16 protein-coding genes and 1 tRNA gene are annotated in these 11,253 nt (G+C 63.4%); 11 read left to right on the plus strand and 6 right to left on the minus strand.

What is annotated here, in order from left to right; genetic code table 11:
* Positions 1-18: 18 nt before the first annotated feature.
* The 9 genes from OXQ33_RS06185 to OXQ33_RS06225 all read left to right on the plus strand — a co-directional run bounded on the left by OXQ33_RS06185 (position 19) and on the right by OXQ33_RS06225 (position 4,755).
* Entirely contained in the window at positions 19-372 is a 354-nt protein-coding gene (locus OXQ33_RS06185) for a hypothetical protein (protein WP_267433821.1), read from the plus strand.
* Positions 369-680, plus strand: a complete 312-nt coding sequence (locus OXQ33_RS06190; RefSeq protein ID WP_267433822.1) for a hypothetical protein — start codon at positions 369-371, stop codon at positions 678-680. Before OXQ33_RS06185 ends, OXQ33_RS06190 begins: the two co-directional genes overlap by 4 nt.
* Positions 677-907 (plus strand): hypothetical protein, encoded by a 231-nt coding sequence (locus OXQ33_RS06195; RefSeq protein WP_267433823.1) that lies wholly within the window; start codon positions 677-679, stop codon positions 905-907. The genes OXQ33_RS06190 and OXQ33_RS06195 overlap by 4 nt, the downstream gene beginning before the upstream one ends.
* On the plus strand, positions 904-1,119 hold the full coding sequence (locus tag OXQ33_RS06200; RefSeq protein ID WP_267433824.1) for an AlpA family phage regulatory protein: 216 nt from the start codon (positions 904-906) through the stop codon (positions 1,117-1,119). The genes OXQ33_RS06195 and OXQ33_RS06200 overlap by 4 nt, the downstream gene beginning before the upstream one ends.
* Positions 1,119-1,574 carry a hypothetical protein gene (locus OXQ33_RS06205; protein WP_267433825.1) on the plus strand — a complete coding sequence of 152 codons (456 nt, stop codon included), beginning with the start codon at positions 1,119-1,121 and terminating at the stop codon, positions 1,572-1,574. The genes OXQ33_RS06200 and OXQ33_RS06205 overlap by 1 nt, the downstream gene beginning before the upstream one ends.
* Positions 1,567-2,100 (plus strand): hypothetical protein, encoded by a 534-nt coding sequence (locus tag OXQ33_RS06210; RefSeq protein ID WP_267433826.1) that lies wholly within the window; start codon positions 1,567-1,569, stop codon positions 2,098-2,100. The genes OXQ33_RS06205 and OXQ33_RS06210 overlap by 8 nt, the downstream gene beginning before the upstream one ends.
* Positions 2,101-2,226: 126 nt before the next feature.
* Positions 2,227-2,730: a DUF488 domain-containing protein gene (locus tag OXQ33_RS06215; protein ID WP_267433827.1), complete on the plus strand. Its 504-nt coding sequence runs from the start codon at positions 2,227-2,229 to the stop codon at positions 2,728-2,730.
* Positions 2,699-3,484: a hypothetical protein gene (locus OXQ33_RS06220; RefSeq protein ID WP_267433828.1), complete on the plus strand. Its 786-nt coding sequence runs from the start codon at positions 2,699-2,701 to the stop codon at positions 3,482-3,484. The genes OXQ33_RS06215 and OXQ33_RS06220 overlap by 32 nt, the downstream gene beginning before the upstream one ends.
* An 875-nt stretch (positions 3,485-4,359) precedes the next feature.
* Positions 4,360-4,755 carry a DUF4145 domain-containing protein gene (locus OXQ33_RS06225; RefSeq protein WP_267433829.1) on the plus strand — a complete coding sequence of 132 codons (396 nt, stop codon included), beginning with the start codon at positions 4,360-4,362 and terminating at the stop codon, positions 4,753-4,755.
* Positions 4,756-4,793: 38 nt separating this feature from the next.
* On the opposite strand, the gene OXQ33_RS06230 is transcribed toward OXQ33_RS06225, so the two are convergent.
* Together OXQ33_RS06230 and OXQ33_RS06235 are read right to left on the minus strand one after the other, a co-directional pair.
* Positions 4,794-6,242 (minus strand): integrase arm-type DNA-binding domain-containing protein, encoded by a 1,449-nt coding sequence (locus OXQ33_RS06230; protein ID WP_267433830.1) that lies wholly within the window; start codon positions 6,240-6,242, stop codon positions 4,794-4,796.
* A 167-nt stretch (positions 6,243-6,409) separates the two neighbouring features.
* Positions 6,410-6,499: transfer RNA gene (locus OXQ33_RS06235), tRNA-Ser, on the minus strand.
* A gap of 164 nt (positions 6,500-6,663) precedes the next feature.
* Between OXQ33_RS06235 and OXQ33_RS06240 the strand changes: the two genes are divergently transcribed.
* Positions 6,664-7,419, plus strand: coding sequence for an EipA family protein (locus tag OXQ33_RS06240; protein WP_267433831.1), 756 nt, complete (start codon positions 6,664-6,666; stop codon positions 7,417-7,419).
* Between the two features lie 117 nt (positions 7,420-7,536).
* Here the strand turns inward: OXQ33_RS06240 and OXQ33_RS06245 are convergent, their stop codons facing one another.
* Entirely contained in the window at positions 7,537-7,938 is a 402-nt protein-coding gene (locus OXQ33_RS06245; protein WP_267433832.1) for a hypothetical protein, read from the minus strand.
* Positions 7,935-9,254: a dihydroorotase gene (locus OXQ33_RS06250; RefSeq protein ID WP_267433833.1), complete on the minus strand. Its 1,320-nt coding sequence runs from the start codon at positions 9,252-9,254 to the stop codon at positions 7,935-7,937. Before OXQ33_RS06250 ends, OXQ33_RS06245 begins: the two co-directional genes overlap by 4 nt.
* A 47-nt stretch (positions 9,255-9,301) precedes the next feature.
* Between OXQ33_RS06250 and OXQ33_RS06255 the strand changes: the two genes are divergently transcribed.
* Positions 9,302-10,066 (plus strand): folate-binding protein, encoded by a 765-nt coding sequence (locus OXQ33_RS06255; RefSeq protein WP_267433834.1) that lies wholly within the window; start codon positions 9,302-9,304, stop codon positions 10,064-10,066.
* Positions 10,067-10,075: 9 nt separating this feature from the next.
* Here OXQ33_RS06255 and OXQ33_RS06260 read toward each other — a convergent pair whose 3' ends face one another.
* Both OXQ33_RS06260 and OXQ33_RS06265 read right to left on the minus strand, forming a co-directional pair.
* Positions 10,076-10,549 carry a PilZ domain-containing protein gene (locus tag OXQ33_RS06260; RefSeq protein WP_267433835.1) on the minus strand — a complete coding sequence of 158 codons (474 nt, stop codon included), beginning with the start codon at positions 10,547-10,549 and terminating at the stop codon, positions 10,076-10,078.
* A gap of 366 nt (positions 10,550-10,915) precedes the next feature.
* Positions 10,916-11,253: OmpA family protein (locus tag OXQ33_RS06265; protein WP_267433836.1), on the minus strand; the 338-nt coding region annotated here is incomplete at its 5' end.

An 11,253-nucleotide genomic window follows, 5' to 3' on the forward strand; every position in this document is an offset into this window, starting at 1 on the left:
ATCTTCGCCAAGCCGCACATGGTGCGACAGCGCCGGTCGATCGCCGAAATGCGCTGTACGGTTTGTGGCGATCGGACTTTGCCGTCCGATCGCTGGTGGTTCCGCCTCGGGCGCGTTCAGGAAGGCTTCTTCATGACCACTGAAGCGCCCGTGCACCGCGCCTGCGCGGACTATGCGCTGACCGTCTGCCCGCACCTTCGGGGCCGCGATCGCGACCTCGAGCGAATGCCTGGCGGGTATCAGGTGCTATCCGCGATTATTGGCGGCCCAGCCGTCGACCGCGACTTCGGCCTTCGCGTCGATCCGGCTCGAGGGATCATTGGATCGCTCAAGATCGCTTGGCCCGCGTCGCGCCTGGGGATCGCGTCATGACGAAGCTGATCGACCGTATCGCCGCCCGGTTCGGGTTCCGCCGTTCGCTCCCGCCCGAACTGATCGTCTTCTACTGCGAGACGGACGCGAGGCGCGCAGGGTTTGTTGGGCAGCGTCACCCCGATCTTCCTCATCTGCAGGCTTGGTGGCCCGCGCTGGACGTGCGGGGACTGCGAGTGCGACCGGTGCAGCGCATCACTGTGGCCCGTGACATGCTGTTCACGCGCACGAGCGAAGGCCGTTTGGGGGACCTGCTCCGGGCTCGGCAGGCCGCCTTCGGGCCCAATGCCGTGTGGATCGAACTATGATGGAAGAATCGCTCTCGATCTGGACGATCACTCGGAACCGAACGGACTTCCCAGGCAAGCATGTCGCGCGGCGACACATCGTCCACCCGCTGACCGCCGCCGGGCCGACCGAAGACCATTTCGTCGCCGACAAGCTGGACCAGGTGCGTGCCTGTCTCCCGCCCGGCCTCATCAATCTCGGCCGCAATGGGGCCGATCATCCTATCATCGTGGAGAGTTGGATATGAGCGCGATCGGGCGCATCGACGCCGCCGACCGGCTGCTGACCTTGCGCGAGGTCCTCGACACCGTCGGACTGAGCAAGGCGATGGTCTACCGCAAGATCCGTGGCGGGTCTTTCCCCGTCCAGTGCAAGGTCGGCGGGACGTCGTCGCGCTGGAGCCAGAATGAGATTGAGGCGTGGATGGCGGCCCAGCTGGCCGCGCGGGAGGCGGCATAATGCCGAGCCAGTATCGCGCGGGGGACGCCGCCGCCGCTGTATGGCCGCTGTTCGAGGTCACGGTGCAGCCATACGGTTCGTCCGTCATCGCCGCCCGCAGTCGGAGTGCTGCCGTCTACGCGCGGTTCCTAGACTATGCCGACGCCTTCGACTGCACCTTCCGCGATTTCCTGCGGCTGGTCTCGGTGCGCTGTGCTGGTCCGACGCGCGCGGTCGGTGACCCCTATGCCTATGTCCGTCGCAATTACGGGGTCGACCTGCACCATGGGACGCGGGTGACGATCGAGGGCGAGGGCGCGGAGCTCGAAGGCCGGCCTGGCACCGTCATCCACCCCGGCCGCGACCACACCGCCTATGCCCATGTCGTGCTCGACGGGGACGATCATTCGATCACCGTCCACCCGTTCAGCGTCAACGTGATCCCGATGGAACTTAAGGAGGCCGTCCATGGCTGATAGAATAGCTGGAAGCGCGACCGTCCTGCAGGATTGGGTCAGTTCGCTTTCCTTCATGCAACAGACAGTTTTGTTGACCGCGGTGCGGGGGCCTGATGGCGTTCCCAAGTACGGACCCACGAAGATGCTGCTGCGGTGGTATCGCCGTTGCATCCTGCTGTCGGCCATGGATCAGGCGGTTCTGACCACGCCATATGCATTTGGCGGAGGATCGTTCACGGGGCCGAGCTACGGCCCGACCAATCATGCCCATGATTGGGAGTCTGAAATGGACGTGACCGTCGGTCAGTACCTGCGCGAGCTCGACGCTATTCCACACCATTTCCAGCTCCACCTGCTGCATGCGGTGGAGATCGTGGGCTACAAGCATCCCGTCGAGCGCATCCGAAATTGGTGGCGGCTCACCTATGTGCGCTTGGTGCACGATATGCACCTATGGCCGGAAACCGAGGAGCAGCTGGACCGCCGGCTGGGTGATAGCCGCGAGCAATGGCTCGAACGCAACGATCCGGCGACGGTGGACTGACCATGGCGCGATGCATACCTGAAAGCACGAAGCCGACCGCCGCCGATACCCGACCGTGGTGCCTCCACTTCAGCGGAATGGATGCCACTTCACAATTTGGTCCAGATTGACCGATAGGGCCGCATCATGACGACGATCTTCACCATCGGCTATGAAGGCGCCACGCTTTCCGACTTTATTGCGACGCTTAAGGCGGCGGGCATTGACCGCGTCATCGACGTTCGCGAGCTACCTCAGTCGCGGCGGGCGGGCTTCTCGAAGAAGTCGCTCAGCGCGGCGCTGGAATCTGCCCAAATCGGTTATGAACATCATAAGCAACTCGGCGATCCCAAGGCAGGCCGCGACGCCGCAAGAGCGGGTCGGTATGACGAATTCCGTCGCATCTTTACAGCTCACATGGAAACTACGCCCGCCCGTGATGCTCTAAACGCCCTAGCGCCAACGTTAAAAGAGTATCGCTGCGTCCTGCTTTGCTACGAACGTGACCATCGGATCTGTCATCGAAATCTATTGTGTAACGGTCTACAAAAGCTAGGGTTTACTCAAATCAGGCATCTCGGCGTCCAGCCAGAGGCTCGATCTGGGAGGATCGGAGAGCATGGAACTGACCAGCACGCACGAGCATGTTGAGGATGAGGCTTACGTAATAGTCAAAGCTGCACCACGAATTAGTAAACAAAAGGGTGTCACCGTATGTTGCGCGGCGATCGACCGCGAAGGATCTTGGGTCCGCCTCTATCCTGTGTCATTCCGCTACCTTGAAGAGCGACAGAAATTCGCTCGATGGGATCGCATAAAATACCGGTGGCGGCGGCCACGAGCGGCTCTCGATACGCGCAGCGAATCGCGCCGGATCGACGATAAGTCAGTCGAAATTCTTGGCTCATTACCTTCAAATCAGCGATCAGCCCTCATCAACCGAACCGCCGTCACGAGCTTACGGGAGGAAGCCCTTAGAGGCCGAAGTCTCGCTATGTTGCGCGCTGAGATCATCGATTTCTGGTATGAAAAGCGCACTGACGCCGAGCTGGCCCACGAGCTCGCCAAACGAGCGAATGTGAGGTCACAGGGGGACATGTTCCAAGTCACCGAGACGGTAGCGCAGGAGGCGGCGCCCTTCGTGTTCAAGTACAAGTACCGCGACGCGGATCAAATCCGCGAGGGTTCATGCCAAGACTGGGAAACCGAGGCCACCTTTTTGAAGCGTCGACGCGAATTGGCTACCGAGCAAGAAGCGCTAGATTGGATGCTACATAGATTCGGCCATGAATGGCCGCATAAGGGTATGGCGTTGGCTATGGGAACTCATGGCCGGTTCCCAAATACGTGGCTCATAAACGGCATTGTGCGGGTCGACCCCGACCACCAGCCTCTGTTGATCTAATATTTAATCAGTTTTTCGATAGGGAGAAAGCGATGCTGCTACGAAGCCAAACCGGCGGGGACGTCGTAATCCCTCTGAATTCGATGAGGCGGGCGGTCCGACTGTCCGACGGGCGGTGGAGGGTCACCGACGCTGATGGCGAGGTTCACATTTTTAGTGCCGTTGACTGGGAGTTGGCCTTAGAAAGCGTCCCGGTAGCGACCCTCCCAGCGCTTCCTGGCACGTATGCCATTTTCCGCGATCATGAGCCTGAACCTCCGCACAATCGACCGTTCTGGCGATCCAACGTTCTGGGTTGGATGATTAACCTCGATTCCGCGATGAGACCCATTACCCTTGATCCCGAAATGGCGATGGATTCACCATGGACGATTCTGCACCCGGATGGTCGCGTCGAGAAGTCTACCGGCGAAAGCTGGGATACCGTCGATGAGTGGGTCGAAGCCACAAGCCGATGACCAGCACTTAGGCATCGCGTTCACGACCAAGCGAGGCGCTGCTCGATGTCGCCACGCTGTATCTAGAACGATAACTTACAAATAAGGGGGCGTATGACTACGAAAAAATTGAATACGGCTGTCGAAGCTCTCCTTGAGGTAATTGATTCTGCCAGGGATCCAATCGGCTTGTCGGCTCCATTTGTTTGCCCCTTTCCTGACTGTGGAGTGTATGCGGAGCATCACTGGGGCGTGGTTGAGAGACTGACAACGTGGCCAACAGCAAACGGAAGAGCCACAAGAGACATATCTTACAGGTCAAAATTGGTTGCAGCCCGCTGTAAGATCTGTGATCAAGAAACAATCTTTTACAACCAAGCAATGATTGTACCGTCAGTTAGCCAAGCGCCTACGGCCGGACCTGACCTACCAGCCGAATTGGTTGACGACTACGAAGAGGCAAGACAAGTACTGCCGCTTTCTCCGCGCGGCGCAGCCGCACTCTTGCGGCTAATCGTCCAAAAGCTACTGCCCATTATCGGGGCGAAAGAAGACGATATCAACAGAATGATCGGCGAACTCGTCGAAAAGGGAACTATCAGCACTGCTATCCAGCAGGCGCTCGATAGCGTACGCGTCATCGGTAACGAAGCCGTTCATCCTGGAACCATGGATTTGAAGGACGATCAGAATACCGCCGTTTCGCTTTTCAGACTGATCAATTTCATTGTCGAGAAAGCAATCTCAGAGCCGAAAGAGGTTGCAGCAATATTCCAAGGGCTCCCGCCAGGGAAGCTAGCCGGTATCGCTAATCGTGATAAGCCGAAATCTTAGGCAATTAGGGGCTGCGACATCCCGCGGCCTTGGCATTTTCATCCCCTCCCCGGACCGCTCGCGGCATAGCGTATCGGTCGACCGAGCTGCGCTACTGGCGGCTCCATATCCACGATCAACAAATCCGCCCATTCCTGCGCGAGCTCGCGCCGCCGATCGAGATACGCCGCCCGGTTATAGGCCGACTCCACCTTGTTGCCGGGCACGTGGGCGAGCATCAGGTCGATGATCGCGCGATCTGGCGAAGAGCCTTCCCGCCCCCCGTCGCGCCATTCACGATCGGCCCGCTCGTTCATGATCGTGGAGAAGGCCGCTCGGAAACCGTGGGGGACATGGCGCTGGTAATAGCCCGCGCGGATCAGCAGCGCGCGCAACGTGTTTTCCGAGATCGATCGATGCGAATGCCGCTCTGACGGGAAGAGGAGCTCATATCGACCGCTGACCTCGCGCAGCGCATCGATCACCTCCATCGCCTGGGAGGACAACGGGACTAGGTGGTCACCGCCTTCCTCTTCCTTCCGATCGCGATCGCCCTTCATCCGCGCCGCCGGAATGCGCCAGAGCGGGTGCTCGCCATCCAGATCCTCGAACTCGTCCCAACGAGCCCCGGCGATCTCACCCGGTCGCACGGCGGTCAGCGCGAGGAGGCGCAATGCGAACTTGGTCGCCGCGCGGGTCCGCTCCGCTTCGCAGTCGCGCAGCAGCTTGCGCATGCGCTCGATCCGGTCCTCGTTGGTCCGCGCGCCATCGATGATCGACGGCTGTTTCCTCGCCTTCGGTTTGTCGGCCAGCACCTTGATGAGCGCGGCCGGCGCGGGGTCTGCTTTGCAAATGCCGGCGGCCATCGCGAAATTGAAGACGTCGGAGACCCGTTGGCGGAGACGATGGGCGCTCTCGACGGATCCCCGGGCCTCGACCCTGTGGAGCATCTCCAGAATCTTGGGCGTGTCGATGTCGATCATCGGCAGCGCACCAATGACCGGGAAGGCGTCGCGTCGCAGCGACTTCAGCACATCGTCACTATGGACGGCCGACCAGCCCCGAACGCCTGGCTTCGTCCAGTTGGCGGCGTCGCGCACGCGGGCGGCGCCATGGACCGCCCGCCAGTCATCGAGCTTGCTAAGAACCCAGCCGCTCTTTTTCTCGAACCATTGGCAGGCCACGACCTGAAAGGTGTTGTCGGCCGCCGCCGACCGGGCAGCTTTCGTCACCTGCTTTACGATCGCGGGATCGCGCCCATCGAGGAGCGCCCGCTTGGCCTCGTCCCGCTTCTCGCGCGCCTGGACCAACGTGACGATCGGATAGGCCCCGATGCTGAGCGTCTTCTGCACCGGCCGACCGGCGGCGTTGCGGCCGAACGTATAGTTCATCCGCCATAGCTTCCCGCCGGCCGGGGTGACGTAGAGATAGAGCTGCCCTGAATCGGCGAGCTTGTATGCGGTGTCGGAAGGCTTGGCGGCTTTCACCTTGGCATCGTTCAGCGCCATGGCATCGACCTCCATACCATGGCGCCCATGGACGATACCATGGATCGAGCCATGGCATTGTGTAGACGCGAGTAGACGGGTGTGGACATTTCGGCCCCCTTATGAGGGACAAAACGTCACGTTTCTAGGGGGCTGTAGACCGGGAGATACGCGTTGATACGCGATATTGGCGGAGACGGAGGGATTCGAACCCTCGGTACGGTTTCCCGTACGACGCTTTAGCAAAGCGTTGGTTTCAGCCACTCACCCACGTCTCCGGTTGCGGCGAGGTGCGGCTATAGCGGGGCCGGGGGAGGCAATCAACCGGGTCTGGAGGGGATTTTATCAGGAAAATCGACTAGAGGCGTTTCCGTCATTCATTGCACTGCAAGGCGCGGGCTGGTTAACCTGGCTCATCGGTTCGCCGGGGGAGTTTGAAGTCATGCGTCTCGTCTGTCTGGGTCTGTCGGTGCTGGGCGGCCTATCCATGGTCGCCGCCGCGCCCGTCGCCGCGCAGGTCCGCACCATCGACCCGAATCAGGGCATCGACAGCGACCTGGGCACCCAGCCCTCGCGCCCCGCCCCGCGCAGCACGCCCGCGCAGGACGACGCGCCCGCCCCGTCCGCTCCGCCGGTGCAGCAGCAGCCCCCCGTCACCGCCACGCCGCCCGCGACCACGCCGGAAACCCGCGCGACCCAGACGACCCAGGCCGCCGACACGTTCGAGCGCGACGATCTGCTCGCAGCGGGCGAAGGCGTGTTCGGCAAGGGTGCGGAAGGGCTGGCGGGGATGATCGAGCGTATCCTGCGCGAACAGGGCCGCCCCAATGCCTATATCGCCGGGCGCGAGGCGTCGGGCGCGTTCGTGGTCGGGCTGCGCTACGGCTCGGGGATCATGACCCACAAGGTCGAGGGGCAGATGCCGGTCTATTGGACCGGGCCCTCGCTCGGCTTCGATATCGGCGGCGATGCGAACAAGGTGTTCGTGCTCGTCTATAACCTCTACGACACCGAGGAACTGTTCCACCGCTTCCCGGCGGCCGAGGGGCGGCTCTATTTCGTCGGCGGGTTCGCGGCGACCTATTTGCGGCGGGGGAATGTGGTGCTCATCCCGGTGCGGCTGGGCGTCGGCTGGCGCGCGGGGGTGAATGTGGGGTATATGAACTTCACGCATAAGGCGCGGTGGCTGCCGTTCTGATTTCGGCCTCGGGGTGAGGGTTTCCCTTGGCCTTCGACTTCGCTCAGGCTGAACGGGGTGGGGTATAAGCTTCCATTACTCGCTCCGTTCAGGCTGAGCGAAGTCGAAGCCCACGCCCTATCCCCGTACCAACACCCGATAAGGCTCGCTCACCGCGATCACCGGCACGTTCCAGGGATGCGCCACGAGCAGCCGATCCGCCAAGGCATCCACGTCCGCCGCCGCATCGTACATCGCGGTCAGGATCACCGTGGGCGACCAACTCGCCTCGCCCACCGCCCCAAGTGCAGGTACCGCGCCCTCGCCCGGTCGGAAGCCCTCATAGCCGAGGGCCAGTTCCACCACCTCGCGATAGCGCCCGAAATCGCCGAGCGGCGGGGTGCGCAGGATGGCGAGAAGCGGAGCGGCGGTTGCGTCCCGCTCGACCGCGCCCGGATTGCCGGCGATCAATGCCGAGAGCGTGGTGGGCGCGACCGGGCAATAGACCCGGATATCCCGCACCCACCGCACGCCGCTCATCCGAAATCGACCGATTCGAAGCGGATCGGCTGGCCGGTCGGCGTGTCGGCGAGCTGGTCTTCCCACATCGCGACCTGACCGCGCACGATGGTGCCGATCGGCTTGCCGGTCAGCTCCATGCCGGTGAAGGGCGACCAGCCGCACTTGGACTGGAGCCACCGGTCCTCGATCGTCCAGCGCTTCTTGAGGTCGACGATGGTGAAGTCGGCGTCATAGCCCGCCGCGATCCGCCCCTTGCCGACGATGCCGAAGATGCGCTGCGCACCGGCGCTGGTCAGCTCGATCACCCGTTGCAGCGACAGGCGACCGTTGGCCGCATGGTCGAGCAGCAGCGGCAGCAAGGTCTGCACGCCCGGCATCCCGCTGGGGCTGCCCGGATAGGGCTTGGCCTTTTCCTCCAGCGTGTGGGGCGCATGGTCCGATCCGATCACGTCGGGCACGCCCTGGTTCAGCCAGTACCACAACCCGTCGCGGTGCGCGCCCGAGCGGATCGGCGGGTTCATCTGCGCCAGCGTGCCGAGGCGCGGATAGGCTTCCTCACCCGCCAGGGTCAGATGCTGCGGCGTGACCTCGCAGGTCGCGATGTCCTTGTTCCGGCCGATATATTCCAGTTCGGCGGGGGTGGTGACGTGCAGGATGTGGATGCGGCGATTGGCCTCGCGCGCCAGGCGGAGGATACGGCGGGTGGCGAGCAGCGCGCTCTCATCGTCGCGCCAGACCGGGTGCGAGGACGGATCGCCCTCCACCCGCTCGTCGGCGCGGGCATTCATCCGGTCCTCGTCCTCGGCATGGATCGCGACGCGGCGATGGCCCGAGGCGAGCACCTCGGCCAGACGTGCATCCTCCGACACCAGGAGGTCGCCGGTCGAGGCGCCCATGAAGATCTTCACCCCCGCCGTGCCCGGCATCCGCTCCAGCTCGGCCAGGTCGCGGACATTGTGGTTGGTCGCGCCGACATAAAAGGCATGGTCGCAGAACATCGTCTTGGCGCGGGTCAGCTTGTCGGTGATCGCGTCCGCCGAATCGGTGTTCGGCTTGGTATTGGGCATCTCGAAGACGGCGGTGACGCCGCCCATCACGGCGGCGCGGCTGCCGCTGGCCAGGTCTTCCTTGTGCATCAGGCCCGGCTCACGGAAATGAACCTGGCTGTCGATGACGCCGGGCAGGATGTCGAGCCCGGTGCAGTCGATCACCCGGCCCGCATCGCCGGTCGCGCCGATCTCCACGATCCGCCCGTCGCGAACGCCGACATCGGCGCGGACCGGGCCGCCGGGCGTGTGAACGGTGCCGCCGGAGAGAAGCAGATCGAAGGTCATGACAAACGGGCCTTTCGCGAATGGTCGCGCCTTCCTACCTTGCCCGCATGAGCGATACCACCCCGACGACCGCCTCCGGAAACATGGCCGGCACGACCCTGGCCGACCGCCGCCTGATCCGCGTGGGCGGCGAGGATGTGCGCGGGTTTTTGCAAGGGCTGCTGACCCAGGACGTGCTGGGGCTGGAGCCGGACGCCCCCCGTTGGGCCGGGCTGCTGACGCCGCAGGGCAAGGCGCTGTTCGACTTCATCCTCTGGGCCGATGGCGAGGCGGTGCTGATCGATGCGGAAGCCGATCAGGCCGAAGCGCTCGCCCGGCGGCTGACCATCTATCGGTTGCGACGTGCCATCACCATCACGCCGGTCGACGATCTGGCGGTGCATTGGAGCCTGGATGCCCCCGACCGACCCGATGACCCCCGGCTGGCGGCGCTGGGCAAGCGCTGGCTGGCCCCGGCGAGCGAGGCGGCGAGTGGGTGGACGGCGCATCGCCTGTCGCTGGGCGTGACGGAAGGCGTGCGCGAACTGGGCTCTGGCGAGACGCTGTGGCTGGAGTGCAATGCGCGCGAGCTGAACGGGGTCAGCTTCACCAAGGGCTGCTATGTCGGGCAGGAGAATACGGCGCGCATGCACCACCGGTCGAAGGTCAATCGGCGGCTGGTCGTCGCGCCGCTGGGGGAGAGCGGGGATCGGACCCGCGCCACCTATCCCGCGCTGGGGTTGATGGTCGAGCACCGTCGGGTCGAGTCGCTGGGTGACGCCTTGCGCCCCGATTGGCTGGCTGCCGCGCTGGCGGAACCGGATCGGGACTGAAGCCCGGAGTCAGCGGGCGAGCTTCGCCTCGCTGGCCAGTGCCTGCTGAATCTGGACGCTGGGCGCGGCGAGCATATTTCCGACCTGCACCGCGATCGTCGCGGCGGCGACCAGGCCGAACAGGCAGAGCGCGCCGAATTGCAACGCGCTGGAGATGGAACGGCTTCGCTCCATACGGCGCGCGGCGTCGATTTCGCTGACCATGCGATGCGGGGCGTTGCGACGATCGCCGCCGGAGTCGAGTGCTGCGGGCTTGCCCTCCAGACGCGGTTCGTTGACCAGCGCGTCGGCACTGATCCTATCCTGGGTCCGGATGCCGGAGAAGCGGTCGCGCCGCCAGATGACGCGGCCGATCACGACCTGACGGCCGCGACGGATGTCGACATATTCGCCCGCCTGCAAGGGATCGTCGCTCGCCAGCATCATGCCGCGCGACGAGACATTGTGAATGCACGCATCGCCCCAGCCCCGCACGGACTTCATGCGACAGGGGATCAGAACCTGTCGGCGCGCCTCCCGGCTCTTATAATCCGGGCCCGCCCGCGCCATGACATCCCTTTCACATCCAATCCCTGTCCATAGTGGATAGACACCAAGAAAGTGTGAATCTGCCGTTATCAAGCGGGCATGAGCGCCAAGCCAGCGGGAATAACGGCTCGTTGCAGCGGCCGAACGATCTCGCGAAAGGTTTCCGCCGGGTCGACCTCGCCGAATTCGGCATGGGTCCCACAACGCTATCGAAACCGATCAGGCATGCGGGCGTAACGCCGCATACTGTCCCCCAAAGAAAAAAGGAGGCCGGCTTTCGCCGACCTCCCTCTTTCGTCATCAGCCTTGGCTGAGCGTGGCTTATTGGCCAGCGCCCGGACCGTAGGTGATTTCGACGCGACGGTTCTGGACCTCGCGGACACCGTCCGCAGTCTGAACGCGCAGCTTGTCGCGCTGCTCGCCGAACGCTTCGGTCGTGATCGTGCCGTCCGGGATCGAACGCGACGTCATGTACGCCTTCACCGCGTCGGCACGACGCTGCGACAGACCCTGGTTGTAGCGCGGCGTACCCGACGTGTCGGTGTAGCCCGCAACCATCACGCGGGCATTGCCGCAGCTCTGGTACTGGGTGATCGCGTTGTCGAGGATCGACGCTGCTTCCGGAGTAACGTCCGACTTGTCCCATTCGAAGAACACGA

This window comes from Sphingomonas sp. GM_Shp_1 (assembly GCF_026540895.1).
Lineage (GTDB): Bacteria > Pseudomonadota > Alphaproteobacteria > Sphingomonadales > Sphingomonadaceae > Sphingomonas.